This is a genomic window from Winogradskyella sp. R77965, from assembly GCF_044594915.1.
GTDB lineage: Bacteria > Bacteroidota > Bacteroidia > Flavobacteriales > Flavobacteriaceae > Winogradskyella.
Genome location: NZ_CP138990.1, coordinates 3281579 through 3307487, shown reverse-complemented (window position 1 = coordinate 3307487; position 25909 = coordinate 3281579). Strand labels below are relative to the sequence as shown.

Here is a 25909-nt window from a genome sequence, read left to right as displayed (position 1 = left end):
ATAATTAAAATTTCAATGGCTTAAAAACACCTTTAATCCTACGCTTTAAATCCTTATTTTTGTTAGCAACCGAAAAATCAATTCACATTGTCCAACTATAAACTTGGTCTTGATTACGCCAAACAGCAAGACGCTTTAGACGAATTATCTAACTACAGAGCACAGTTTCATATTCCAAAAGATAAAGATGGAAACGAATTAATTTACCTCTGTGGAAATTCATTGGGTTTACAACCTAAGTCTACAAAAGCTTATATTAATCAAGAATTAGAAGATTGGGCAAATCTCGGTGTAGAAGGTCATACACATGCTAAAAATCCTTGGTTACCTTACCATGAGTTTCTGACAGAAAGTACCGCGAAGTTAGTTGGTGCGAAACCAATTGAGGTCGTGACAATGAATTCATTGACTGCGAACCTTCATTTTATGATGGCTTCATTTTATCAGCCCACTAAAGAACGTTATAAAATTTTGATCGAAAGTGACGCCTTTCCATCAGATAAATATGCTGTAGAATCACAACTACGTCATCATGGTTATGATGATAAGGAAGGTATAATTCTTTGGAAACCTAGAAAAGACGAAGAATTACTAAATTATGAAGATTTAGAAACAATTTTAGAGCGTCAAGGTAATGAGATTGGTCTCATTATGATTGGTGGAGTAAATTATTACACAGGACAGTTTTTTGACCTTAAACGTATTACAGAACTTGGACATAAACATGGTTGTACGGTTGGTTTTGATTGTGCACATGGTGCAGGAAACGTAGATTTAGATTTACACAACTCAGGAGCAGATTTTGCGGTTTGGTGTACTTATAAGTATATGAATTCAGGTCCTGGAAGTTTGTCAGGTTGCTTTGTACACGAAAGACATGCTTACAGCAAAAACTTAAATCGTTTTACAGGTTGGTGGAGTCATAATAAAGAAACACGCTTTAATATGCGACATGAGTTTGATGTATTGCCAGGTGCTGAAGGCTGGCAATTAAGTAATCCACCTATTTTATCTATGGCAGCAATTAAAGCGTCATTAGACATGTTTAATGAGGTTGGTTTGACCAAATTGCTTAAAAAATCTAAAAAACTAACAGGTTACTTTGAGTTTCTACTAAAAGCACTTGGTGAAGATGTTATTAGAATCATAACTCCAGAAAATCCTAATGAACGTGGCTGTCAGCTATCAATTCAAGTATTAAACGCAGATAAATCATTACACGATAAATTAACAGAAGCAGGAGTCATAAGTGATTGGAGAGAACCGGATGTCATTAGATGTGCGCCTGTACCATTATATAATTCATTTGAAGATGTTTATCTTATGGTTCAGAAAATGAAAGACATATTAAAAACCCCTTCCTAACCTTCCCAAGGGAAGGAACTGTTATGGGTGAAAAAAGAAAAAAACTTTGGGTTTTGATACATTCAAAAAATAGTCAAGTCCCAAATCAATTCGTAGAATTGAATATCAATCTGCAGAAATAAAGAGCGAAGAAGCAGAACTGCGAAGCGTAGCTTCAAGCATGTAGCTTCGAAAGCGAATGTTCCGCAGGAATTTCCTCAGATTGATCGTGATTTTTGGTTCGTTTGCATCAAGGCAAATGAACATAATAAATTTAAAATTAGATTCCTGCCTTCGCAGGAATGACAGATATATGAGTAACAAACAACAAAACATACTAATCATAGGAGCAGGTCTCTGCGGAAGTTTACTCGCCTTAAGACTAGGACAACGTAATTATAATGTAACCGTTTACGAAATGCGACCAGACTTACGTAAAACAGATATTTCTGCTGGTCGTTCTATCAACTTAGCATTCTCTGATCGTGGTAATAAAGCCATGAAATTAGTTGGTATGGAAGACAAAGTGAAAGATCTATGTATTCCTATGAATGGTCGTATGCTTCACGATAAAGAAGGCAATACGTTTTTATCTAATTACAGCGGAAGAGATCACGAATTTATTAACTCTATTTCTAGAGGAGAACTTAACAGTTTACTATTAACTGAAGCCGAAAAGCATGAAAATGTAAAAATACATTTTAACAAAAGATGTCAATCTGTTGACTTTGAAAACACAACGGCAACATTTCAAGATTATACGACTAAAGATATTTTTATAGAAGATGCTGATTGCATCATCGCAACAGATGGAGCAGGTTCTGCTCTGCGTAAAAGTTATTATTTAGAACGCAAATTCTTGTTTAGTTTCTCTCAAGACTATCTAACTCATGGCTATAAAGAGCTAAGCATACTTCCTACTGAAGATGGTGGTTATAAAACTTATAAAAACGCTTTACATATTTGGCCAAGAGGTGATTTTATGGTGATTGCTTTACCAAACTTAGACGGTAGTTTTACAGTAACACTTTTTTTAAGTTATGCTGAAGGCGAATACAATTTCAATAACCTAACGACTCCAGAAATTGTTACTGAATTCTTCCAAAAAGAATTTCCGGATGCTTTAGAATTAATGCCGAATCTGGTCGAAGACTTTTTTGAAAACCCAACAGCACCACTGGGTACTGTAAAATGCTCACCATGGCATTATAAAGGCAATACGTTGCTAATGGGAGATTCTGCACATGCCATTGTTCCGTTTTATGGACAAGGTATGAATGCGTCTTTTGAAGACGTTGTAGAATTTGACAAAGTATTAGACCAAAATTTAGAGAGTTGGGAAGCAACTTTTAAAGCCTACGAGAAAAACAGGAAGAAAGATACAGATGCGATTGCCGATTTAGCCGTCGATAACTTTCATGAAATGAAAAGCCATGTTGGGCAAGCCATATTTCAAGAAAAGCGAAAAATAGAAATGGCTTTAGAGAAAGCGTTTCCTGAAGACTATTCTTCAAAATATAGTTTGGTTACTTTTAATGAAGATATTGGTTATAGAGAAGCCATGTTAAGAGGAAGAGCACAAGACAAAGCCATATTAAACATGTTATCTGATGGAGTTATTTCAACCTCAGATGACATCAAAGATATTTTAGATAAAGTAAAAACCGAAACCAGCGCCATTTTAGAAGATGATAGAGTTGCTGGATTGAGGTAAAAAAAAGCCCATCCTAAACTTCCCAGAGGGAAGGAACTAGTAGTGCTTAAATAAAAACTAATAATTTTAACTCAAATTCCCACGTTGAGTTTTTCCCCTCTGGGGAAATTAAAAGGGGCTTTTTTTAGTATGAAAGATGTAACACCAAGAGGAGCATATCCACACGTAAAACAAGTTGGAGACTTTATATTCGTTTCTGGCACTAGCTCACGAAGACCAGACAACACCATCGCTGGAGTTGATATTATTGACGAGATGGGCACCAAAAAACTAAACGCTTATACCCAAACCCAAGAAGTTTTAAAAAACATAGAAAGTAATCTTGCTAAAGTTGGAGCATCATTAAAAGATGTGGTAGACGTCACTTCATTCTTAGTAAATATGAATGATTTTGCGGATTACAATAAAGCTTATGCAGAATTCTTTGATAAAGAAACAGGACCAACACGAACAACTGTTGCTGTGCACCAATTACCACATCCAGATTTAGTGATTGAAATAAAGGTGATGGCATACAGGAAAAAAACTAATTAAAACTTACTGTCACCTTGACCACAGTCGAGAGGTCTTATTGAGGTCTCGACTGCGCTCGACCAGACATTTTGTAACATTTCACTATATTCATACACAAATAGTTAACCAACCTCAACTACAACCATCAACCTAATTTACTTTCAATCAAGAAAGTGAATGATAAAATTTTTTAGGCGTGTACGTCAACGTCTGCTTACTGAAAACAAATTCAGTAAGTACCTGCTCTATGCGATTGGCGAAATTGTTCTTGTCATCATCGGTATACTAATAGCACTTGGCATTAACGACCAGAATGATCAGAGGAAAAACAATGCGTCAGAAGCTACTTACTATTGCAAGCTCTTAGCAGATTTTGAAGCAGATAAAATACTTCGAGAAGAACTCAATTTAAAGGCAGACGAAAGGGTGAGACTTAGCAAGGAACTTATGTTAGAATTAGCATCAGGTGAAAAAGACAAGAGCTTTTTGGTTAACAAATTTTTGAAAGCGTACAGAACAGTTACTTACCTTCCCATAAATATCACCTATCAGGATTTAGTCTCTTCAGGAAATATTAAACTATTAAGAGATGAGCGCATTAGGAATAGCCTGCTTGAGTTTAATAGTCAATTAGACGACAAGCTCATCATTCTTAGGGAAAATAGAGAAGAACTAGTTAATGAGGTTTTTAAGCTAATAAACACATCCATTGATTTTGGTATTTACGAATTTGATTATGTCAATGAGTTAATAGGTTCTGAGGTCGAGGCTACCCTACCAAAAAATGATTGGCATAAAGACCCAAGTAGTGACTACTACAAAAATTTTCAAAAGGTGTTGATTTTTAGTGTTGCCATTGCCGATAGAGAAAAACAGCATTTTGAAATTATAAATACTTTAATGGAAAAGCCATACATGCAATTAAGTAATAAATGCAAAGCAGAATAAAATAGATTATGATTAAATTCTTCCGTCATATTCGCAAATCACTAATCCAAGAAAACAAAATGGGAAAGTACTTTAAATATGCTCTTGGTGAAATACTACTTGTAGTCATTGGCATTATGATTGCACTACAAGCCAACAATTGGAATGAAAAACGGAAAACTAACAATACCATTGAAACTCTTATTGATAAAATTGAAGATGATGTTATTGCTGATGTCAAACATGTAAATAATGAAATTGCATTTTATGAGGAGCGCGAACTCATGATGCAACGTATTTTAAAAAAGGAGGTAACGAAAGACGATTATCGCCAGTTTAAATATTACGAGATACTCTTTAACTATTCAGATTTTAATCCAAACACTGAAAATTTAGATAAATTATTGGTGCTAGAAGAAACTGTCAAACCAGAGTATTTGCCTATTATTAAAGCTATTAAAAGTCTTAAAGGTCGTAAACAATACAAAGATTTAGCTTGGAATGATTTACAAAAAGCATTTACTGACAATGTAGATTACTATACCTTAAGTGGTAAGGATTTTACTTTTAAAAGAGACTCTAGTAGTATTGAAAAAACAATCAATTTTTATCTCACAGATAGTAACCATATGAATAGAGTATTTAATTATAGTATCAAAAATCACAATGTTTTATTTGAAACGAGGATAGCAAGAGCCGGTTTAATTAAAATATTAGCCCAAATAAAACAAGTAAAGCATCAATTTAATAAAGATGAGTTAGTAAACTTGCTAACTTCATTAAACCTTAATCATTATAAAGAAGTTACTTGTAGTAGTACCGCAAAAGATTATCCAGACCTCAAGGGGACAAGACAAAGACTATTAATTTTCAACACCACTAAAGACACCTTATCTGTAAAAGTTACAGATAAATACGACACTAATCTCTACAACTTTAAATTAAAACCAGGAGCAAGTGAAAACCATGAAACTTGGCGTGGAGGTTTGCTAAATGGTGGTGATTATTCAAAGGTAATTAGTGTTTATAGAGATAGTATATGCCTTGCCAAGTTTACAGAAGAACCTCATGGTTATCTTATAATTGATAATACTATAGTTAATGATTAACGCATTCAGAAAAATAAGAAAAGACATGTTTAAGAAAAAAAGCTTTTTAAGCTATATACTTTATGCTATTGGTGAAATCGCCTTAATTGTTGTTGGTATTATGCTGGCACTTTATCTTCAGAATAGAAATGAAGAAGAGAAAGTTAAAGAAACCGTTACTAACACAGTTAATATGCTAAAAGACGAAATCGATTCGAACAAGAATAAAATTGAGCGTGTAAAAGACTATCATATCTCAGTAAAAGACTCAATATTTAAAATGAGTATGCCTAAGTCTGAAAAGGAAATTGAAGGGAAATTAGCATTTTGGAAGGGTATGCAAACACCAAGATTACAAAATGCAGCTTTTCAAACCAGTATACAATCTGGGATTGGCAAAGAATTTAAACCCGAATTATTGAAAGCTTTAAATAGCCTCTATACCTATCAAGACAGCTATAATGAGTATTCATCTCAGTCTACTCAAATTTTCTTTGGTACAGATTTAACGGACTTTAAGAGTTTTGGAAAAGTAATGCGATCTATACAAATGTCCATGAACGATCTCTATTGGTACGAAAAAGAACTTACCGAAATGTTTGATTATAACTTAAGACAAATCGATTCTTTATATCCTGTTATCAATGATTAAATTCTTTCGAAAAATAAGATACAACCTCATGGAAACAGGAAAAACAGGCAAATACTTTAAATACGCCCTTGGCGAAATTATCTTAGTCGTTATTGGGATTCTTATTGCGCTACAAGTAAATAATTGGAACACAAAACGTAATGAGAGCAAAGCCTCAGAAAATCTAATGAATAGATTGCTTCTTGAAAGCCATAAAAACCAGGAAGCTCTTGATGCCAATATAAAACGTATCGAATCATTAATTACAGATTCAGAAAGACTGCTTCAATTTATGGGCAATGATTTTACTAATACAAATGAAAAAACAATCGACACCTTAATTTATTCTGTTTTAGAGTCCCCTAATTTAAACTATAAATCTTCTACACTTGATGAGGCATTAAGTTCTGGTGCTATTTCTTTAATAGCCTCAGATAGTCTGCGAGATTTCTTATATCAAATCCCAAGTATTTACGCAGTAATAAAAATGCGCGAAAAACGTGAAGATGAAGATAGTACAAACAATCTCATACCCTATTTCTATGATAATATTTCGTTAAGACAAGTAGATTATAGATTTGCACCAATTAAAGATAGAATAGGTAAAAGTGAACTCGAATACTCAGATAACAGAATCATTTTAAAAGATAGAAAATTTGAGAGTATTATTGATAATAAAATGTTTTTACTTAACACTTCGCTAAATAAAAATATTGAATATAAAAAGTTTAATAGTAAAACTATAAAGTTATTAGAACAAGAAATAAAAAAACTGAACTAAATGATTAAATTTTTCAGAAAAATCAGTCAAAACCTACTTATGGAAAACAAAACATCCAAATATTTTAAATATGCCATTGGTGAGATTATTCTTGTTGTGATTGGGATTCTAATAGCCTTACAAATCAACAATTGGAATGATGAAAGAAAAAATAGAACCTACGAAAAAGAAATCTTAACACTCATCAATGAAAATTTAAAAAACGACTCTATTAACCTATCCATTGAATTAAATAAATCTAAAGTATCTAACCAGTTAACAGATCGACTCTTAAAACAGATAAATTCTGGAATACAGAGTGATAGCCTAAATAATTGGTTAGGAAAAATAATTTCTTTTGAACGTTTTAAATCGCAATCCAGTGCCTTTGAAGTATTAAAATCAAAAGGCATAGACATTATTTCAGACACCAAATTACAATTAGAATTAATAAGTTATTATGACCAAAGCGTACATGATGTTTATGTAGCCCATAAGGATGTTGAAGAATCTTTTAAAAAAGTTTGGGAACCCATAATTCAAGAAGAATTTTTAGATTTTAGATGGCGAGAATATGCTATTCCAAATGATGCCAAAGCATTGCTCGAAAAACCATCAATCATTAGTTTTTTAAGGTTTTATAAGGAGAATAGGTCTAGTGGTGAACCTTATTCGGAAATTGCATTAGAACAAATATCAAAAATTAGAAAGCTATCTAAAAAATATATTAATGATTAAATTCTTTAGAAAAATCAGACAATCTCTACTTTCTGAAAACAAATTCAGTAAATACTTAATCTATGCCATTGGTGAGATTATTTTAGTATTTATTGGTATTGCCATGGCATTACAGTTTAATAATTGGAATGAAGGCAAAAAAGCCAAAGAAAAAGAAAGACAAGTACTAACTGAGATTATTTCAGATTTAGAGTTTACACTTATAGACATAGATAGAGTTCTTAATACAAGAACTAATAATCTAAAAAGAACTATTAGTTCTACTGAAACTATAATTAAAGTTCTAAAAACAGATCAACCTTATCATGATTCTTTAGCCCAAGATTTTAGAGCCACAAACGCTTACGATCAAATTAATTTTAAAACAAGTGGGTATCAATCTTTAGTATCCATAGGAACCGATCTAGTAGAAGAACCAGAACTTCGCTCTGCAATAGGACAATTCCATACCTCATCAATAAACTCAGTAAAAGGTGGTTTTCAAGAAATACATTTAGATTTTTATAGCTATATGATAGATTATTATAGAAAAAAGTTTACCACAGAATTTAATAAGAATGGTATAGAAAAATTAATTCCTAATGATTTTGAAGCCCTAAAAAAAGACAAAGAATACCAACAATCGCTAAATGCTTTTTTGGGTGTTAATCTATCTTATTTAGACATCTTAAATAATACACAAGATGAAGGTGAACAATTAAAAAAAGATATTGAAACCTATCTAAATGATTAAATTTTTCCGTCATATTCGCAAATCACTACTCATGGAAAACAAAACAGGCAAATATTTCAAATATGCCATTGGTGAAATTATCCTTGTGGTTATTGGAATTCTTATAGCTCTTCAGATTAATACTTGGAATGAAAACAGAAAGGAAAGCTTAGAAGAAAGTTCTATACTACAGAACTTATATGATGAGTTTTCTGAAAACAAAAAAATGTTTGACGAAAATATAATCGAAACAGAAAATGCAAAGCAAACAGGATATACCCTAATGAAGTTTATGGGAAAACCTGAGGAACTCTTAAAAAAACAAAATGTAGATAGTCTTTTATTTATAGTCTTAGAACCTGGTGAATATCGACCAAGCGAGAATACCATCAATGACCTTATACAGTCAGGTAGACTAAGATTGTTGAGAAATAAAAAACTTAAAACATTACTTTATAATTGGCAAAGCCAACTCAAAGACGTAAAAGTAGCTATTGAGCGAGCAGAACTAAAAATTGACAATGAATTGATACCATACTTATCAAAACATTATGCATTAAAAGATATAGACAAATACGGAGCCTTAAATTGGAAAGAAAACACAACTCTTAAAGTAGATAAGTATGCGATTTTTAATGATATTGAGTTTGAAAACATTACTGACGATTATCTTTATAGAATAGCTGCAGCTGAAAGGAGTTTAAAACGACTCGGAACCATTTTAGACGCTATTTTAGCAGAAACGAATAAATAAATATTAGATTTAGACCTATTTAATGAATATCCAAAACTACATAAACGGCAAATTTGTAAATCCCATTGAAAATAATTGGATAGACAACTACAATCCAGCCAGTGGAAAGGTTTATGGACAAATACCAAACTCATCAAAAGAAGATGTAGAGAATGCCTATATAGCAGCAAAATCTGCTTTTCCAAGTTGGTCGCAAACCACATTAGAAGAACGCAGTCGTATACTTATAAAAATTTCAGAATTACTAGAAGCCAACTTACAACAGTTTGCAGAAGCCGAAAGCTTAGATAATGGTAAACCTATTTCCTTAGCTAAAGCGATTGACATACCAAGAGCAGCAAGTAATTTTAGGTTTTTTGGTAATGCTATTACGCAGTTTGCAAGTGAAAGCCATGAATCTGTTGGACAAAATGCTATAAATTATACCTTGCGACAGCCTATAGGAGTTGTGGGTTGTATTAGTCCATGGAACCTTCCACTCTATCTCTTCACGTGGAAAATTGCACCAGCATTAGCAGCAGGAAACTGTGTGGTTGCGAAACCTAGTGAAGTCACACCAATGACTGCTTTCCTTTTAGGTGAGCTCTGTATTGAAGCAGGTCTACCAAAGGGAGTGCTCAATATTGTTCATGGTTTAGGTACAACAACAGGTCAAGCCATTGTAGAGGATCCAGGCATTAAAGCGATTAGTTTTACGGGAGGAACAGCTACAGGTGCACATATTGCTAAAGTCGCTGCACCAATGTTCAAAAAGTTATCCTTAGAATTAGGTGGCAAAAACCCAAACATCATTTTTGCAGATTGTGATTATGATGATATGTTAGATACAACAGTGCGTTCGTCTTTTGCCAATCAAGGTCAGATTTGTTTGTGCGGAAGTCGCATTTTTATAGAAGCATCTATTTATGAAAAGTTTAAAACGGACTTTGTAACTAAAGTAAAAGCCCTTAAAGTTGGCCATCCTTCAGAAAAAGATACTAATATTGGAGCACTAGTTTCAAAACCACATTTAGAGAAAGTAAAAGACTATATCACAATTGCAAAAGAAGAAAACGGCACTGTTTTATGTGGTGGAAATGAAGTTTCGGTTCAAGGCTATGAAAATGGTTATTATTTAGAACCAACAGTTATTGAAGTACCTAATGACGAATGCAGAGTGAACCAAGAAGAAATTTTTGGACCAGTAGTTACCATAATGCCATTTAGTACAGAAGATGAAGTTTTAGAAATGGCAAACAAAGTAAAATACGGTTTGTCCGCCACGCTATGGACGAATGATTTAAAATGTACCATGCGTATGAGCAACCAACTACAAGCTGGTATCGTTTGGGTAAATACTTGGATGATGCGCGATTTACGTACGCCATTTGGTGGTGTAAAAGCCTCTGGTGTTGGTCGAGAAGGTGGTTTTGAAGCCTTACGCTTTTTTACGGAAGCTAAAAACGTTTGTATAAAATATTAATTGAAATAAAGAACCATGAACAAATTTAGAACAGTATTAGCAACTATTATTTTATTGATAATTGTTTCTTGTGGAGAAAGTGACATGCAGAAAACTTTTTCAAACGACAATTATTCTATTGAATATCCTGAATCTTGGGACTTTGATGATTCCGGAAAATTTAATACAAAATTTTTAATTTATTCAAATACTGAAATATTAGATGGATTTAGAGAAAATGTGAATTTCACTATTCAGAATCTTCCTGAAGATACTACACTTAAACAATTTGTGGAAGGAACAAAACAACAACTTTCTCAAATTCCAAAATCAAAAATTATAAAAAGTAACATCATAAAATTAAATAACAAAGATGTATTTGAAATTGTTTGGCAAGGTTACGTAACAAATAACGATTTAAAGTTCAAACAACATTGTTATTTAGAGGATAACAAAGCACATATTGTGACTTTTACTGCAAAACAAGATACTTATGAAAAATATGAAGAAAAAGCCTCTAAAATATTAAATAGCTTCATTTTAAAATAAAAATTCTGTCTATTAAAATATGGATTTACAACTCAATAATAAACACGCACTCGTCTGCGGAAGTACAGCAGGCATTGGAAAAGCTACAGCTTTAGCATTAGCAGAAGAAGGAGCCATAATTACTTTAATTGCTCGCAATGAAGACAAGCTAAAAGCTACTTTAGCAGAATTACCACAACATCGTAATCACAATTACATTGTTGCAGATTTTTCTAATCCATCTCAATTAAAAGAAAAAGTTGAGAACTATATTAGTGAGAATCATGGCTTTCATATTCTGATTAATAACACAGGTGGACCAGCTGGTGGGCCAGTTTTCTCAGCTAAAGTTGAAGAATTTGAAAATGCATTTACTCAGCATCTAAAATGTAATCATGTCTTAGCACAAGCTTTAGTTCATTTTATGAAAAGTGAAAACTACGGAAGAATTATCAATGTAATTTCAACTTCAGTTAAACAACCTTTAGATGGACTTGGTGTAAGTAATACTATAAGAGGTGCTGTTGCCAATTGGAGCAAAACTTTAGCTAATGAATTAGGACAGTTTGGTATTACAGTAAATAATGTACTTCCTGGTGCTACTGGAACAGAACGCTTAACACAAATCATTAAAAACAAATCTGCAAAAACTGGCAAGTCTGAAGAAGAAGCATCAAATGCAATGAAAAATGCGGTGCCAGCAAAACGTTTTGCAAAACCAGAAGAAACAGCAGATGCCATTACATTTTTGGCAAGTGAACGTGCAGCATATATAAACGGAATTAATCTTCCTGTTGATGGAGGAAGGACTAAGAGTCTGTAAAAAAAGCCCATCCTAACCTTCCCAGAGGGAAGGAACTATTGCGCAAAAAAATGCTATATTTATATCTGTATAAATCTATAATTAAACTCAAATTCCCGTAATGAGTTTTTCCCCTCTGGGGAAATTAAAAAGGGCTTCCTATATCATGAGTAAATTATTCCCACCCGTAAATTTTAAAGAATGGATAGAAGAAAATCGTCACTTATTAAAACCACCTGTTGGTAATAAAGTGGTATGGAAAGATGGAGACTTTATTGTAATGGTTGTTGGTGGTCCTAATAGCAGAAAAGATTATCATTATAACGAAACTCCGGAGTTTTTCTATCAGGTAGAAGGTGATATTATTTTAAAAGTCATAGACAAAGGCACGCCAAAAGACATTCATATTAGAGAAGGAGAGATATTTTTATTGCCACCTAAAGTACCGCATTCACCTCAACGTGGAGCGAACACAGTTGGATTGGTTATAGAATATCCAAGAGAAAAAGGTGTACAAGATGCTTTGCTTTGGTTCTGTGAAAATTGCACAACAAAATTATACGAAGAAGACTTTACTCTAGATAATATTGAAACTGATATGCCTGCCATATTTGATAAATATTATGGAGATAAAGATAAACGTAGCTGTCCTAATTGCAGTGAAGTAATGCAACCACCTAAAAAGGTTCAACTAGATGACTAAACGCAAACTAAGAATAAACGGTCATTCTCACCTCCTTCCCTATCCTGAAGAGATTCCTCAGTTTATGAAAGACAAAGGCATCTTTTGGGTAGATAAGGATCGAAAATTTATGCTCCAGAAAGATTGGAATCGCCCAATCACAGATTCTAGTTTTTTCTTAAATGAAAAATTAGCATGGATGGAACGCTTTAAAATTGACCATGCCGTAGTTCTAAATCTTTCTCAACTTTATGGTAACGGTTTACGTGTAGAGGAAATGAAACAGGCTTTGCGTTTTCAGAATGATTTTAATGCTAAAATTCAACATGAAAATCCGAGTAAATTTACTTGTGGCTTTGTTGTTCATCCAGGTTTTGTTAGAGGAGCTTGTTGGGAAATAGAGCGTTGTGTTGAAGAATTAGGTTTACAACTCTTATGCTTACCAACGCATTACATGGATACTATAGGAACTTGGCGTTGTATCTTTGATGAGGAAAATGAACCTATCTTTGAACTAGCAAACAAATACAACCTCGCTGTTGAAATTCATCCCTATGATGGTGAAAAGTTCATAAAACTAGAAAATACATCTTGGCGTTTTCATTTAATATGGATGTTGGCACAATGTGCAGATGCTTATCATTTTTTAACCTTACAAGGTTATCAAGATAAATATCCCAATATGAGAACTTGCTTTGCTCATGGTGGACAATTAGCACAGATTAACTTGGGTAGACGTATTCAAGGTTTTGATGGACGACCAGATTTATTTGAAGGTAAAAGCCATCCAAGAAAAGCTGTAGGTCATAAAAACATATTTTTTGATACACTAGTACACGATACAGGTGGTTTAGAATTGTTAATCAAAAACCAAGGCTCTAAACAGGTACTTATGGGATTAGATGATCCTTATCCTTTAGGTGAAATGGAAAGTGAAAAACAGTCCTCTTATCCTGGGAAAATTTTAGATCTTGCTATAGAGCAAGACATTATTACAGAATCGCAACGCGATGCTATATGGGAAGATAATGTTGTACAATGGTTGTGTGGTGATAATGAAGTTGCAAAACAAAAATTAGTAAATAGAATTCTAGGATAAAAATGTCTCCTCGAGCGCAGTCGAGAAGTTTTAGACACACTACGAATAAAATAGGTCTCGACTGCGCTCGACCAGACAGAATAATGCATTTTTTACCTGAGAACTTAGACAATTATGTTGTAGAACACTCTGAGCAAGAACCTGAGTTGTTACAACAATTAACCCGAGAAACGTATCAAAAAATATTACAGCCCATTATGCTTAGCGGACCCTACCAAGGGCGAGTACTGAGTATGATATCTAAATTAATAAATCCTAAAACCATATTAGAATTAGGAACTTTTACTGGATATTCTACTTTGTGCTTGGCAGAAGGTTTGCACAAAGACGGAAAACTTCATACAATAGATATTAATGAAGAGCTGGTTGATTTTCAACGTAAATATTTTGATAGGTCTAATTTTGGGCATCAAATTATACAGCATACTGGAAGTGCAATTGATATCATTCCGAGTTTGGATCTGACTTTTGATTTGGTATTTATTGATGCAGACAAACCCAATTACAGTAATTACTTTCATTTAATTATAGATAAGTTAAATCCTGGTGGTATTATACTTTCTGATAATGTCTTGTGGCATGGTAAAGTAGTTGAACCGTTAGACACTAAAGACAAATCTACAAAGGCTGTTTTAGATTATAATACACTTCTTAGAAATGATGAACGCATTGAAACTGTTTTATTACCTATACGTGATGGGTTGACAATTAGCAGGAAAAAATAAACTTAATAAAAAAGCCTCTTCAAATATTGAAGAGGCTTTTATTTAATATAATACTATTTACTGTACAGCTTGTAAAGCATCAATATTTCCATAACCGAAACTACTATTCTTATATGGATAGAATTCTGCAGATTGTTTTAATTTATTTAATACCTGTGTTCTACTCCAAGAAGGATGTCTAGCCCAGACCAAAGCAGCAATACCAGCAGTGGTTGCAGTTGCTACTGAAGAACCTCCTGTATAACGTCGTTGCCCATTATAAAACCCTAAAACTGGAGGCGCTTTACTTGTATTATTATTACCTTCCATAATTATTGTGAAATCAATTTTACTTCCGCTATGACAAGTATTACATCGATCATAATTTGGACCATCATCTACACCTGTAACTGCAACTGTTTCACTCATAGTCGCAGGAAAAATAACACCAAACCCATTAGTAAAACTTGTTGATGTACCACCTGCTGCAAAAATCAATTTTCCTTTGCTGTAAGCATATCTAACAGCATCTTTGATATTACCAATAGACCAAACATAACCAATAGACATAGAAATGATTTTAACATCACTTCTGTTTCCTAATTGGGTCAATGCTTTAGAAACACCTTTACGCTCATGATAGTCATTTAATAACACATCTTCTGTTGCTCTGTAAGCAACCAAATTAGAATTGTAAGCCACACCAACTGGCATTCCGTTGTCATTTCTTGGAGACGCCATTGCAGAAGCCATAGCTGTACCGTGACCACACTTATCCTGTGGACCATCATAATTACTAGACCACCACCATCGAGAATCTATGAACGTACCATACTTTTGCACAAAGCGTCCGTTAGAATAACCATCATTAATCCCGCCAGAATTGAGTAAGCTTTGTGAAACAGATACTCCTGTATCTATTAGACCAATAGTAACTCCAGCACCTGTACTGTAACTCCAAGCTTGTTGAATATTATGCTCATTAAAGTGCCAAGATACTTGTGCATTATTTGGCGCTATTGTTGTGTAGTGTGATGAGCTGATAGTATCTGGATTTTTGTCGCATCCAGAGCTACTTTTAGCACTATTGGGTATATAACTATTGTAACCATTAGGTTCTAAATAACGAATGCCGTGAGCATTTCTTAGTGCTATTATCGTTTCAATATTTTTTACTTCTATATCTATTACGTTAATTATTTCATGCTCAACTCTAATAAGTTTCTCATCAGGGACTTTTTCATTTTCAATAACTATGTTTAGAATGTTATTCTTTTTTTCTTCAAGTAAAGGATCATAACTTTCACTAAAACTTTGACCTTCATCTCCATATCCAATTGACAAAATATTCTGTCCATTTACAACTGCACTCCATAAAAAATGTGCATCGACTTCGTTCCAATCAAAGTCTCCAGTATTATCTATAGTTTCAGAGATTTTAGAATTAATTTGTTCCGTGGTAAGTGGGTCTTTTGGAAATTGAATATCTTCGGATTGTGACTCAATAAAAGTGTCTTCTTTAGTACAAGATAAAATTGTAATTGCTAATAAAAACAGCAGTTTAAAATGTAGTTTCTTCATTTAATATAATTTAGATTGGTTAATGATTCCCTAAATATATTAAATAATTGATATTTTAGATGACTATTATTTGTGTTTTCAATAAAATTAATGGTGTAATTTTACAAATTCAGTAATTACATTTTTCTCTTAACTGAACCTGTAAAATCTTCGAGGTCGTCTTTAATTGTATTGATTTCTTTTTGAATATCCTTTGCAGCGTCTGTATCTATAATATTACTCTCTTTAGCACTCTTAGTAACCTCGTGCTTAATATCGTTAGTTGCATCTTTTAATTGACGCATTCCTTTTCCAAGGCCTCTTGCGATTTCTGGTAATTTATCTGCACCAAAAACTAATACTACAATAAATAGTATAAAAATAATTTCCGTTCCTCCGATAAATAATAATGTAGTTAATTGAATCACTTTGCAAATATAGAGTGACTTTGTCAATTATACCACTACTATACTAAAAATAAACAAGCCGACTTTACTAAAGTCGGCTTGTTTAAAAAGTGAATTTTATAAAACTTAATCTTTTACTTTATTTTTAAACTTATCGAAATCACTTTCTTTTACTTCCATTGGCCAAGAATTATTAGACGTATCAATATCTGCCGTTTCTAATTCTGGATCCACTATAATAGAAACAATCTCTTTATCACTTGCTACTGTTCGACTTACTTCTTTATCATTAAATCTCCAGATTTGAGCAGGATAAGTTACTTTTTCTTTGGTGCCATCAGCATATTTATATTCTACGATTAATGGCATTACCAAACCACCTGGCTTATCAAACGTAACTTGATAGAAATATTTAGGTGATTTTTTCATTGCCTTTTGTTCTTCTGGAGTAAAATTATCCATAATGTATTCTTTTACAGTAGGTAAATTTTCAATAGATGTGCCTGCTTTCATTGCGTCATCATAACCTTCAGCTCCTTCTTCAATAAAATAGACCAAGCTGCTAGGATCTCTATTGTATCGTTCAGCCAACTTTTTACCATTTTCATTTGGTGTACCAGTAACGGCAAATTTCTTTACTTCTTTAATTCCAATATCGGTATAATCAGTAGTATAGAACCAACCTCTCCAGAACCAATCTAAATCAATAGCTGAGGCATCTTCCATGGTACGGAAAAAATCTTCTGGTGTTGGGTGTTTAAACATCCAACGATTAGCATATTCTCTAAATGAATAATCGAATAAATCACGACCCATAATAGTTTCTCTCAAAATATTAAGACCTGTTGCTGGTTTACTATAAGCATTACTACCAAATTGATATGTGTTCAATCCTTTAGTCATAATTGGTGCAATAAAATCTTGATTTCCTCCCATATACCTTACGATATTTTTAGCAGGCCCTCTTCGTGATGGATATTTATCATGTCCAGGTGATAGCGCTGTAGGATTCCATTCTCCAAAATCTTGCTCAGCAACATACTGAACAAATGTATTTAAACCTTCATCCATCCAAGTCCATTGGCGTTCATCACTATTCACAATCATAGGAAAGAAATTATGCCCAACCTCATGAATAATTACGCTTATCATTCCGTATTTGGTTCTATCAGAATAATTTCCCTCTTTATCAGGACGACCAAAATTGTAACAGATCATTGGATATTCCATTCCCATGGGTGCATGTACAGAAATTGCCTTGTGATAAGGATAATCAAATGTCATACGAGAGTAAGACTTTAAAGTCGCTGCAACAGCTCTAGTTGACCATTGCTCCCACAATGGGTTGCCTTCTTTAGAATACATTGACACAGCCATAACATCTTTATCACCAATTTTTACAGCCATCATATCCCAAAGGAATTTCCGAGATGTCGCAAAACCAAAATCACGTACCATCTGAGCAGAAAGCTTCCAAATTTTTTTGTCCTTGCTCTTCGTTTTCTCTGTTTTCTCAGCTTCAGCTTGTGTTACAATCATAACTGGCTTATCATAAGACTTCTTAGCTTGCTTGTAACGTTTCATCATATCTTTAGAAAACACCTCTTCTCTATTAACTAAGTATCCTGTACCATCTAAAATATGATCTGCTGGTACTGTAATATTTACATCAAAATCTCCGAATGGTAAAGCAAACTCATCTCTTCCCCAGAATTGTGAATTTTGCCATCCTTCTACATCATTATAGACAGCCATACGAGGATAAAATTGCGCCATTACGTAAATTCTATTGTCGTTTTCTTCAAAATACTCATAACCAGAACGACCTCCATCTCTTACATGATCATTAATATTATACCACCATTTTATGTTGAATGAAAACTTATCACCTTTTTTCATTGCTTTTGGTAATTCTACTCGCATCATAGTGCGATTAATCATGTGTGGTAAATCTTTACCATTAATGTCTTTTACATGCTCAATGTTGAAGCCACCATCAAAACGTTCCTTTAAATAGGTACTTACTGCTCTTGATGAAGACGTTGCAGGACCAATTCCTGATCCACTTATCAATGGAGTCTTAGAATCCCTAGCACGCATATTTTGATCTAATTGTACCCAAAGATATTTTAATTCGTCCGGAGAATTATTTGTATAAGTAATGATTTCGTTACCATACAACTTTGCGTTTACATCATCGATTTCGATATCCATTTTGTAATCTGCCTGTTGCTGGTAGTAAGCTGGACCAGGAGCACCAGAACCTGTTCTAAACATATTTGGTGTTGCAAATTCATCATATAATTGTTTGAATTTGTTTTGGTTAGTGTGACCAGGTTTACGCTCTGGTTTTATTTCGTTTTGAGCAAATGTACTCGCAGAAACAAAAAGAAAAGCGCACAAGAAGTACTTTAAAATTTTCATAGTGATTTTTGTTATTAAAAAATGATGCCTAAAATAATAATTTAAGATGGCTTTAACAGATTTTTAGTTAAAGTTTAACACGCATTTATCATTGTCTGGCTGTAGTAAAAAGCTCTTATTTTTATTAAGAAGTTTAAGCCTTACAATATTTTGTTGTTCTGGTAAAATATCAAATAGAATTTTATTTGTAACCTCAAGAGATTTTATTTCAGATACATTTTCAATTTCTAGATAACAATAGGTAATATCATCTTTGTATTCTTTCCCTATAAATTTAAATTTTAGGTCTCCATCATTAACCTTAATTTTCAACTTATCCGCCAAATAGCGCTGCATATACTTTTCTATAAGCTTAGAATCATTATCTGGTGCGAGTTTTATGTTTTCGTCATAACGCTCTTGCAATAACTTTTCAAAATCGTTTATAAAGACTTGGCTTATAATCTGAAGTGATTGTTGTTCTTCAACATATTTAACTTCCGTAACACTTACATAGTATTCATGGTTTTCACTATCCAAATTGAATAATGGAGCGATAAGTAATGTAAATATTATATATAGTGATTTCATGCTTTGTTCAGTGTAATTTGTCTTATAAACCCAAAAAGTATTCCAAAGTTAATCTTTAGTTACGGATTCTCTATTTTTCTTGTAAGCTTTTAATTTTGTTTGCAGAAATTCAATAGCTTTTAAGTCATTGTTTTCTTCACATAAAGATTTAAAACCTTCATCTTCTTGGCAAAAATAAAAATATTCATTCTTCAAATTATCAGCTAGAGTATCAGTTTTAAATATGGCGTCTTCATATTCTCTCCGCAATCTTTCAATACACTTATCTTCATTATCTAATGCAACGATTTCTTTTAATTTTTTAGTTCTTCCAGAGATTCTATTAAGTAATTTATGAACATTGACACCTAATCCTGTATAAATTGGCCCACCTCCATCTGCATCATGAAGTTTACGTTCGTTTTGCGTTAATGGCTTACCCTTATAACCCGGAATACCCAAATCGTAAAAATTAATCTCTGTTTTGGCATCAGAATTTTCGAGATCAGACTCTAAGCTTCCTGTTAGAATTTTGCCAACAATAACCTCATCTAATTCATTTATCTTTTCAATTAATTGCACACTAAAACTTCCTACATCTACTGTAGATTGTGTAATTACAAGTTCTTGATTTTTGTACTTTAAACCCGAAATAAACAAGGTATCCAAAGCTTTTGCAGGAATAGTGAAACTACCGTCTTCATTAGATATCGCATATTTAGCTGACGTCTTATTGAGAATATGAAGTCCTTCAACTTCATCATCTGATATGAGCTGACCATTTAAGTCTTTAGTTTGGGCATTTGAAGTTAATGCCATAATAAAAACGACAAAAAAGAAAAATAAATTAGTCTTTTTCACTTTGCAATTTTAAGAAAGATTCGCTGAGTTGAGTAATTCGCTCCAAAAACTGCATTTCCTTATCTTCTTTTAATAGTTCGTCCTCCACTCCTTGAACTTCAACATAATCAATAAATTTTGCTACTTGGTCCAATGGTATATTAAAATTTGAATGGATATAATTAATACTGTACTTATCTAAAGCTTCTTTAAAAGGGGTTTTCTTTATTTCTTTTTCTATTTTTGTAATAGATTTTTCTTTATCAATGTCAGCAACTTGACTTACTAAAAACCCAGCGAGATTTATAATATTTAGCATATTATCTACTCTTGGAGTATAATCATCAAAAGAGGGATTATCTATCTTAGATTTATAATCTGTAGTAAACTCAAAATCTTCAATATGGTCTAAACCAAAATAAACATAGTCTAGACTCACATTATAAGTCCTTACATTTTCTAAATCTGAATTAAGATTACCCGTGAGCCCAAATGGTAATAATACCACCTCATCCAATTTATTGACTTCTTCCACTAAAATTACAGTTAACTGTTTCGATTTAATAACATCTTCTGTAACAGTAACACTAAAATCCTGAAACTGCAGCGCACTAAATTCTATGATATCATTAACAGTAACTTTTATTTTAAAATTTCCCTCTGCATCTGTTGTTGTACCTTTATTTGAAGATGTATTATAAACCGCTACGCCTTCTTTATCATTAGTGGATACTATAATTCTACCATTAACAGAAATTCTGGTAATCTCTTGGCTAAAAGAGATTAAAGTAAAAAGACTAAATAATGCGAGTACTATTTTTTTCATATTTTTAATTCTTGAAATAAAGTTCGGATATATTCTTTAATTGACATAGAGATTGGCTTGTAAATCTTTGTTAAATGATAAATCTATACGTTGAAAAAGTATAACTTTAATCGGAGTAAAATCACTAAATAAATAAAAAATTGAAATCTATACTAATTGCAAGTACCTCTACTGTTCATGGAAGCGGTTATTTAGAATATTTATTGGATGAGCTTAAGCTTCATTTCGAAGCTGCACAGGAAATTTTATTTGTTCCTTATGCAAGACCAGGAGGGATTTCTCATGATGAATACACCAAAATTGTATCAAAAGCATTCTTTAAAATAGGAAAAACGGTAAAAGGCATACACGAATTTGAAAATGCTGAAAATGCCATAAAAAATGCTCAAGGGATTTTTGTTGGTGGAGGTAACACCTTTGTTTTGGTCAATCAGTTATATAAAAACGATGTTTTAACAGCTATTAAAACTACAGTTAATAATGGTACACCATATTTAGGTACAAGTGCTGGTAGTAATATTTGTGGTTTAACTATGAATACTACCAATGATATGCCAATTGTATATCCTCCTAGTTTTAAAACTTTAGGCTTGGTGCCGTTCAATATCAATCCGCATTATTTAGATCCAAATCCAGATAGCACTCATATGGGTGAAACAAGAGAAACACGTATCAAGGAATTTCATGCATATAATACCCAACCAGTCATTGGGCTGCGTGAAGGAAGTTGGATAGAAGTAAAAGATGATACATTAAAATTAAAAGGAACTTTAGATGCTAGAATTTTTGAATACGGAAAGGCTCCTTATGAAATGGAAACCAATACTGATTTAGAGTTTTTGAAATAAACTATAGCTTCTTTAGGAAGTGATACCCAAGAATTTCAAAACCTTCGTTATAATAAAATTTGTGGGAGGGATAATTTTGAACATAGGTATTTAACTCTACCGAATTACAACCTTTCCCTTTAACATAATTATAAATCCATTCCATAAATTGTTTTCCCAAACCATTTCCTCTGTGTTCTGGTTTAATATAAACATGATCTAACTCTACAGATTTACCAATATAATGTCTTGTACAAAACCATAAGCCAGTAACACCAATTAGTTCTTTTCCGTTAAAAATAGTAGCACATTCATAGTTTTGATGTTGCATTTCATTAAAACGCGATTGAAGCAATTCCAAACTTACTTTAGCATCGTTTAGCTCGTAAACCAAAGGAATAATTTGATCTAAAGCATCATTCGGAATAATTTTAAATTGATAAGCCATGATTTTTTTATTGATATAAAAATAAATCTTTTTAGCTATTCTTCACAATTAAAAAATATTGGAAAATCAGAATCCTTATAATTAAACATATGACTTTTAGATAAAAATTGTGTCAAACTTTTGTAAATTTAACGCACTAACACAATAAATTATGAGAAGAGGTAGTTTCAAAATCCGAATATTAATATTTGTAGCCGTTGCTGCATTTGCACTTTTAAGAAAATGCAGTCAAGAAGAAATAAATCCTTATACAGGTAAAAAACAAGCTATTTCCTTATCGCCAGATCAAGAAATTGCTATTGGTTTACAAAGTGCACCTGGCATGGCTCAACAACACGGTGGATTGCATCCAAATAATGAATATCAAGCATTAGTAGATAACGTAGGTAATAAACTTGTAAATAGTAGTGTAGCAAGAGAAACTCCTTATAAATACGAATTTCACTTGTTAGCAGACCCAAATACCATTAATGCATTTGCATTACCTGGTGGTCAAATATTTATCACGCAAGCATTATTTGCTCAATTAGAAAATGAAGACCAACTTGCTGGTGTTTTAGGTCATGAAATTGGTCATGTACTAGGAAAACACTCTAATGAGCGTATTACAAATTCCAAATTCTGGCAAACTCTTGCAATGGGTGGAGCAGCTATAGATATAGGTGGTGTGGCTCAACAAATAGGTCAAGGACAACTCCTGAAAAATGGACGAGGTGATGAATTAGAAAGTGATGAACTTGGGGTACAATTTATGATAGAAGCTGGTTATAACCCAGAAGAATTGATTGGTGTAATGGAAATTTTAAAAGCTGCTGCAGGACCAAACCGTGTTCCTGAGTTTCAAAGTTCTCATCCAGATCCTGAAAACAGAATTGAAAAGATAAAAGAAGCTATTAGAAATTATAGAAACAGAAATGCGTCTTAGAATAAGACGCATTTACTAACTAACTAACTCAAATAATTGCCTACTCCCAGGCAGTCTTCTTTTTAAAACGCTTTAAAAAAAGTTCAGCGTCTTTAGCTTTTGATTTTTTTGCATGTCCTAAAGCTGTATAGCCCAAATCACATGGCTTATGAATTTCAGAACCTGCAGTAATTAACGCTTTGATGATTTCTACGCGATTGAATTTAGCCGCATAATGAATTGGCATCATCCCGTTAGATTTTTTATTGACATCTGCACCAGCCTTTATAAGCTTATTTACTTCTTCTAAATTGCCAGTTGCAACCGCCTTACATAAAGGACTTACTTCTACTGTTTTTACAGCGACTTCATTTACATCTGAAGTTAAAATTTCGTTTGATGCATTTAAATTACAAATTGAAAAGCCCAATGCTAAGGCCAAAACTACTACCGATTTTTTCATGATGAAAGATTTTAAATTTAATTGATTTGTTTTTTGATTATATTAAAGAGACGATAAAGAATTCAATCTGTTACACAAAAAAAAGTTATATAACATTTTTTTAACGCTTTGAAAACAAATGTGTTAATGTCATCACAAAACACAAATTCAACTTTACAATACGATTATTAAAACTTAAAAGAGACTTAACACTACATTTTTATTAACTCATTAATTTGTTATAGAATTGTATATGTTATCTTTGAAATCACTAAAAAATTAGAAATGAATAAAAAAGTTATTTTAATGATTTTAGACGGTTGGGGAAAATCACCCGACCCTAAAGTTTCTGCAATAGACAATGCTGATACACCTTATATAGATTCTCTTTACAACAAATATCCAAGTGCAAGTTTAAGAACTGATGGTCTCCATGTTGGTTTACCTGAGGGACAAATGGGAAATAGTGAAGTAGGACACATGAATCTGGGTGCTGGACGAATTGTGTATCAAGATTTGGTTAAAATTAACTTAGCTGTAAAAAATAAAACACTTCGAGAAGAATCAGTTTTAAAAACAGCTTTTGAATATGCCAAAACCAACAACAAAAATGTTCATTTGTTAGGTTTAGTGAGTGATGGTGGAGTGCACTCTCATATTAATCATCTTTTTGGCTTACTCAATGCCACCAATGACTATGGCTTAGATAAAGTTTTTGTTCATGCCTTTACAGATGGTAGAGATGTTGACCCAAAATCTGGTTATGGATTTATTTCTGATTTAGAGGAGCATCTCAATAAAACATCAGGAAAATTGGCAACCGTAACTGGGAGATATTATGCTATGGATAGAGACAAGCGTTGGGAACGTGTAAAATTAGCTTACGACGCTTTGGTAAATGGTGAAGGAGAAAAAACTCAAAATGTTTTAAAATCTATTGAAACTAATTACAAAAATGATATTACAGACGAATTTATAAAACCTATAATCGCAGTTGACACCGAAAATAAACCAGTAACGACAATTAAAGACGATGACGTTTTAATATTCTTCAACTTTAGAACAGATCGCGGACGTCAATTAACCGAAGTATTGTCTCAAAAAGATTTTCATGAGTATAATATGCACAAGTTGAACCTTTATTATGTTACATTAACTAACTATGATGATAGCTATAAGGGTATCAACGTAGTATTTAATAAAGATAATCTCTTCTGAAACCTTAGGAGAGGTATTAGAGAAGCATCAGAAAAAACAAATTAGAATAGCTGAGACAGAGAAATATCCTCATGTAACATTCTTCTTTTCAGGAGGACAAGAAGAGCCTTTTGAAGGGGAAACACGCATATTAAGAAATTCGCCAAAAGTAGCTACTTACGATTTAAAACCCGAAATGAGTGCTTATGAATTACGAGATGCCTTAATTCCAGAATTACAAAAAGGAGACATAGATTTTGTATGCTTAAATTTTGCAAATGGCGATATGGTAGGGCATACAGGAGTAATGGAAGCAGCCATAAAAGCTTGTGAAGCTGTAGACGAATGTGTAAAAGATGTTGTAAATACTGCCTTAGAAAATGACTACACAACCCTATTAATTGCGGATCATGGTAATTGTGAAACTATGATAAATCCCGATGGTTCTCCACATACGGCACACACTACAAACCCTGTTCCGATTATTTTAATTGATAAGGATTTAAAACATATTGAAGACGGAATTTTAGGAGATATTGCTCCTACAATTTTAAAACTAATTGGCATACCGCAACCAAAGACAATGACTCAACATAGCCTTGTATAAAACCCTTAATATTGTACCTTTGCCCTACAATTGATGAACAGTATGAATTTTCAAGATAGATTAATAATAGCAGTAGATTTTGATGGCACCATTGTGGAAGATGCCTATCCTAAAATTGGTAAAACACGCATCTTTGCTTTTGAAACTTTAAAGCGATTACAGCAAGACAATCACAGATTGATTCTTTGGACTTATAGAAGTGGAAATAAACTACAAGAAGCTGTGGATTTTTGTAAGGAAAACGGTATTGAATTTTATGCTGTAAATGCTAGCTTTCCAGAAGAAAAATTTGATTATACTAGAAGTCGAAAAATACATGCAGATCTCTTTATAGACGATAGAAATATTGGAGGCATTTTAGGTTGGGGAGAAATTTATCAAATGATCACAAATGAAATTCCAGATATAAAAGGTGTGCAAAAAAAATGGTGGCAATTCTAG

27 protein-coding genes and 1 pseudogene are annotated in these 25909 nt (G+C 32.8%); 20 read left to right on the top strand and 8 right to left on the bottom strand.

What is annotated here, in order from left to right; all coding sequences use genetic code 11:
• Nucleotides 1-87 precede the first annotated feature (87 nt).
• From kynU to SJY34_RS14710, 16 genes are all read left to right on the top strand, one after another.
• Nucleotides 88-1365, top strand: coding sequence for a kynureninase (gene kynU, locus SJY34_RS14785; RefSeq protein ID WP_400076949.1), 1278 nt, complete (start codon nucleotides 88-90; stop codon nucleotides 1363-1365).
• A gap of 292 nt (nucleotides 1366-1657) precedes the next feature.
• On the top strand, nucleotides 1658-3058 hold the full coding sequence (locus tag SJY34_RS14780; RefSeq protein WP_400076947.1) for an FAD-dependent oxidoreductase: 1401 nt from the start codon (nucleotides 1658-1660) through the stop codon (nucleotides 3056-3058).
• Between the two features lie 129 nt (nucleotides 3059-3187).
• Nucleotides 3188-3592, top strand: coding sequence for a RidA family protein (locus SJY34_RS14775; protein ID WP_400076945.1), 405 nt, complete (start codon nucleotides 3188-3190; stop codon nucleotides 3590-3592).
• A 156-nt stretch (nucleotides 3593-3748) separates the two neighbouring features.
• Nucleotides 3749-4519 (top strand): DUF6090 family protein, encoded by a 771-nt coding sequence (locus SJY34_RS14770; protein WP_400076943.1) that lies wholly within the window; start codon nucleotides 3749-3751, stop codon nucleotides 4517-4519.
• A gap of 8 nt (nucleotides 4520-4527) precedes the next feature.
• Nucleotides 4528-5607, top strand: coding sequence for a hypothetical protein (locus tag SJY34_RS14765; protein WP_400076941.1), 1080 nt, complete (start codon nucleotides 4528-4530; stop codon nucleotides 5605-5607).
• Nucleotides 5608-5632: 25 nt separating this feature from the next.
• The gene (locus SJY34_RS14760) at nucleotides 5633-6238 is read left to right on the top strand and encodes a hypothetical protein (RefSeq protein ID WP_400076939.1); all 606 of its coding nucleotides are present in this window, start codon (nucleotides 5633-5635) and stop codon (nucleotides 6236-6238) included.
• Between the two features lie 28 nt (nucleotides 6239-6266).
• Nucleotides 6267-6998 (top strand): DUF6090 family protein, encoded by a 732-nt coding sequence (locus SJY34_RS14755; protein ID WP_400076937.1) that lies wholly within the window; start codon nucleotides 6267-6269, stop codon nucleotides 6996-6998.
• Nucleotides 6999-7037: 39 nt separating this feature from the next.
• Nucleotides 7038-7715 (top strand): DUF6090 family protein, encoded by a 678-nt coding sequence (locus SJY34_RS14750; RefSeq protein ID WP_400076935.1) that lies wholly within the window; start codon nucleotides 7038-7040, stop codon nucleotides 7713-7715.
• On the top strand, nucleotides 7708-8448 hold the full coding sequence (locus SJY34_RS14745) for a DUF6090 family protein (protein WP_400076934.1): 741 nt from the start codon (nucleotides 7708-7710) through the stop codon (nucleotides 8446-8448). The genes SJY34_RS14750 and SJY34_RS14745 overlap by 8 nt, the downstream gene beginning before the upstream one ends.
• A 31-nt stretch (nucleotides 8449-8479) precedes the next feature.
• The gene (locus tag SJY34_RS14740) at nucleotides 8480-9181 is read left to right on the top strand and encodes a DUF6090 family protein (protein WP_400076932.1); all 702 of its coding nucleotides are present in this window, start codon (nucleotides 8480-8482) and stop codon (nucleotides 9179-9181) included.
• 22 nt (nucleotides 9182-9203) lie between these two features.
• Nucleotides 9204-10643: an aldehyde dehydrogenase gene (locus SJY34_RS14735; RefSeq protein WP_400076930.1), complete on the top strand. Its 1440-nt coding sequence runs from the start codon at nucleotides 9204-9206 to the stop codon at nucleotides 10641-10643.
• A gap of 15 nt (nucleotides 10644-10658) precedes the next feature.
• On the top strand, nucleotides 10659-11171 hold the full coding sequence (locus tag SJY34_RS14730; protein ID WP_400076929.1) for a PsbP-related protein: 513 nt from the start codon (nucleotides 10659-10661) through the stop codon (nucleotides 11169-11171).
• A 19-nt stretch (nucleotides 11172-11190) separates the two neighbouring features.
• Nucleotides 11191-11973 carry an SDR family oxidoreductase gene (locus SJY34_RS14725; RefSeq protein ID WP_400076927.1) on the top strand — a complete coding sequence of 261 codons (783 nt, stop codon included), beginning with the start codon at nucleotides 11191-11193 and terminating at the stop codon, nucleotides 11971-11973.
• Between the two features lie 145 nt (nucleotides 11974-12118).
• Nucleotides 12119-12655, top strand: coding sequence for a 3-hydroxyanthranilate 3,4-dioxygenase (locus tag SJY34_RS14720; RefSeq protein ID WP_400076925.1), 537 nt, complete (start codon nucleotides 12119-12121; stop codon nucleotides 12653-12655).
• A complete protein-coding gene (locus SJY34_RS14715) occupies nucleotides 12648-13733 on the top strand; it encodes an amidohydrolase family protein (RefSeq protein WP_400076923.1) in 1086 nt (361 codons plus the stop codon). Before SJY34_RS14720 ends, SJY34_RS14715 begins: the two co-directional genes overlap by 8 nt.
• A gap of 83 nt (nucleotides 13734-13816) precedes the next feature.
• The gene (locus SJY34_RS14710; protein WP_400076921.1) at nucleotides 13817-14458 is read left to right on the top strand and encodes an O-methyltransferase; all 642 of its coding nucleotides are present in this window, start codon (nucleotides 13817-13819) and stop codon (nucleotides 14456-14458) included.
• A 57-nt stretch (nucleotides 14459-14515) separates the two neighbouring features.
• Here SJY34_RS14710 and SJY34_RS14705 read toward each other — a convergent pair whose 3' ends face one another.
• From SJY34_RS14705 to SJY34_RS14680, 6 genes are all read right to left on the bottom strand, one after another.
• Nucleotides 14516-16018 (bottom strand): S8 family peptidase, encoded by a 1503-nt coding sequence (locus tag SJY34_RS14705; RefSeq protein WP_400076919.1) that lies wholly within the window; start codon nucleotides 16016-16018, stop codon nucleotides 14516-14518.
• Between the two features lie 116 nt (nucleotides 16019-16134).
• Nucleotides 16135-16425, bottom strand: a complete 291-nt coding sequence (locus SJY34_RS14700; RefSeq protein WP_400081411.1) for a twin-arginine translocase TatA/TatE family subunit — start codon at nucleotides 16423-16425, stop codon at nucleotides 16135-16137.
• Nucleotides 16426-16530: 105 nt separating this feature from the next.
• Entirely contained in the window at nucleotides 16531-18828 is a 2298-nt protein-coding gene (locus SJY34_RS14695; protein ID WP_400076917.1) for a M1 family metallopeptidase, read from the bottom strand.
• A 63-nt stretch (nucleotides 18829-18891) separates the two neighbouring features.
• Entirely contained in the window at nucleotides 18892-19398 is a 507-nt protein-coding gene (locus SJY34_RS14690) for a DUF6702 family protein (protein WP_400076915.1), read from the bottom strand.
• 48 nt (nucleotides 19399-19446) lie between these two features.
• The gene (locus SJY34_RS14685; RefSeq protein WP_400076913.1) at nucleotides 19447-20238 is read right to left on the bottom strand and encodes a hypothetical protein; all 792 of its coding nucleotides are present in this window, start codon (nucleotides 20236-20238) and stop codon (nucleotides 19447-19449) included.
• A complete protein-coding gene (locus SJY34_RS14680) occupies nucleotides 20225-21043 on the bottom strand; it encodes a carboxypeptidase-like regulatory domain-containing protein (protein WP_400076911.1) in 819 nt (272 codons plus the stop codon). Before SJY34_RS14680 ends, SJY34_RS14685 begins: the two co-directional genes overlap by 14 nt.
• A 140-nt stretch (nucleotides 21044-21183) precedes the next feature.
• Between SJY34_RS14680 and pepE the strand changes: the two genes are divergently transcribed.
• Entirely contained in the window at nucleotides 21184-21891 is a 708-nt protein-coding gene (gene pepE, locus SJY34_RS14675; protein WP_400076909.1) for a dipeptidase PepE, read from the top strand.
• A 1-nt stretch (nucleotide 21892) separates the two neighbouring features.
• Here pepE and SJY34_RS14670 read toward each other — a convergent pair whose 3' ends face one another.
• A complete protein-coding gene (locus SJY34_RS14670; protein WP_400076907.1) occupies nucleotides 21893-22318 on the bottom strand; it encodes a GNAT family N-acetyltransferase in 426 nt (141 codons plus the stop codon).
• 151 nt (nucleotides 22319-22469) lie between these two features.
• Between SJY34_RS14670 and SJY34_RS14665 the strand changes: the two genes are divergently transcribed.
• Nucleotides 22470-23243, top strand: a complete 774-nt coding sequence (locus tag SJY34_RS14665; protein WP_400076905.1) for a M48 family metalloprotease — start codon at nucleotides 22470-22472, stop codon at nucleotides 23241-23243.
• A 40-nt stretch (nucleotides 23244-23283) separates the two neighbouring features.
• Here the strand turns inward: SJY34_RS14665 and SJY34_RS14660 are convergent, their stop codons facing one another.
• Nucleotides 23284-23685, bottom strand: a complete 402-nt coding sequence (locus SJY34_RS14660) for an ankyrin repeat domain-containing protein (RefSeq protein ID WP_400076903.1) — start codon at nucleotides 23683-23685, stop codon at nucleotides 23284-23286.
• A gap of 264 nt (nucleotides 23686-23949) precedes the next feature.
• Here SJY34_RS14660 and gpmI point away from each other — a divergent pair.
• Both gpmI and SJY34_RS14650 read left to right on the top strand, forming a co-directional pair.
• A pseudogene (gene gpmI / locus SJY34_RS14655) lies at nucleotides 23950-25468 on the top strand (2,3-bisphosphoglycerate-independent phosphoglycerate mutase).
• A 42-nt stretch (nucleotides 25469-25510) separates the two neighbouring features.
• A complete protein-coding gene (locus tag SJY34_RS14650; RefSeq protein ID WP_400076901.1) occupies nucleotides 25511-25909 on the top strand; it encodes a BT0820 family HAD-type phosphatase in 399 nt (132 codons plus the stop codon).

Excerpts from the sequence above, each read along its gene's own strand:
- SJY34_RS14715 (WP_400076923.1), top strand. The coding sequence starts at position 12,648 with ATGACTAAACGCAAACTAAGAATAAACGGTCATTCTCACCTCCTTCCC.
- SJY34_RS14730 (WP_400076929.1), top strand. The coding sequence starts at position 10,659 with ATGAACAAATTTAGAACAGTATTAGCAACTATTATTTTATTGATAATT.
- SJY34_RS14770 (WP_400076943.1), top strand. The coding sequence starts at position 3,749 with ATGATAAAATTTTTTAGGCGTGTACGTCAACGTCTGCTTACTGAAAAC.
- SJY34_RS14765 (WP_400076941.1), top strand. The coding sequence starts at position 4,528 with ATGATTAAATTCTTCCGTCATATTCGCAAATCACTAATCCAAGAAAAC.
- SJY34_RS14690 (WP_400076915.1), bottom strand. The coding sequence starts at position 19,398 with ATGAAATCACTATATATAATATTTACATTACTTATCGCTCCATTATTC.
- SJY34_RS14650 (WP_400076901.1), top strand. The coding sequence starts at position 25,511 with ATGAATTTTCAAGATAGATTAATAATAGCAGTAGATTTTGATGGCACC.
- SJY34_RS14760 (WP_400076939.1), top strand. The coding sequence starts at position 5,633 with ATGTTTAAGAAAAAAAGCTTTTTAAGCTATATACTTTATGCTATTGGT.
- SJY34_RS14710 (WP_400076921.1), top strand. The coding sequence starts at position 13,817 with ATGCATTTTTTACCTGAGAACTTAGACAATTATGTTGTAGAACACTCT.
- SJY34_RS14695 (WP_400076917.1), bottom strand. The coding sequence starts at position 18,828 with ATGAAAATTTTAAAGTACTTCTTGTGCGCTTTTCTTTTTGTTTCTGCG.
- SJY34_RS14775 (WP_400076945.1), top strand. The coding sequence starts at position 3,188 with ATGAAAGATGTAACACCAAGAGGAGCATATCCACACGTAAAACAAGTT.
- SJY34_RS14725 (WP_400076927.1), top strand. The coding sequence starts at position 11,191 with ATGGATTTACAACTCAATAATAAACACGCACTCGTCTGCGGAAGTACA.
- SJY34_RS14720 (WP_400076925.1), top strand. The coding sequence starts at position 12,119 with ATGAGTAAATTATTCCCACCCGTAAATTTTAAAGAATGGATAGAAGAA.
- SJY34_RS14750 (WP_400076935.1), top strand. The coding sequence starts at position 7,038 with ATGGAAAACAAAACATCCAAATATTTTAAATATGCCATTGGTGAGATT.
- SJY34_RS14660 (WP_400076903.1), bottom strand. The coding sequence starts at position 23,685 with ATGAAAAAATCGGTAGTAGTTTTGGCCTTAGCATTGGGCTTTTCAATT.
- SJY34_RS14740 (WP_400076932.1), top strand. The coding sequence starts at position 8,480 with ATGGAAAACAAAACAGGCAAATATTTCAAATATGCCATTGGTGAAATT.
- SJY34_RS14735 (WP_400076930.1), top strand. The coding sequence starts at position 9,204 with ATGAATATCCAAAACTACATAAACGGCAAATTTGTAAATCCCATTGAA.
- SJY34_RS14705 (WP_400076919.1), bottom strand. The coding sequence starts at position 16,018 with ATGAAGAAACTACATTTTAAACTGCTGTTTTTATTAGCAATTACAATT.
- SJY34_RS14670 (WP_400076907.1), bottom strand. The coding sequence starts at position 22,318 with ATGGCTTATCAATTTAAAATTATTCCGAATGATGCTTTAGATCAAATT.
- SJY34_RS14665 (WP_400076905.1), top strand. The coding sequence starts at position 22,470 with ATGAGAAGAGGTAGTTTCAAAATCCGAATATTAATATTTGTAGCCGTT.
- SJY34_RS14780 (WP_400076947.1), top strand. The coding sequence starts at position 1,658 with ATGAGTAACAAACAACAAAACATACTAATCATAGGAGCAGGTCTCTGC.
- SJY34_RS14680 (WP_400076911.1), bottom strand. The coding sequence starts at position 21,043 with ATGAAAAAAATAGTACTCGCATTATTTAGTCTTTTTACTTTAATCTCT.
- SJY34_RS14755 (WP_400076937.1), top strand. The coding sequence starts at position 6,267 with ATGGAAACAGGAAAAACAGGCAAATACTTTAAATACGCCCTTGGCGAA.
- SJY34_RS14745 (WP_400076934.1), top strand. The coding sequence starts at position 7,708 with ATGATTAAATTCTTTAGAAAAATCAGACAATCTCTACTTTCTGAAAAC.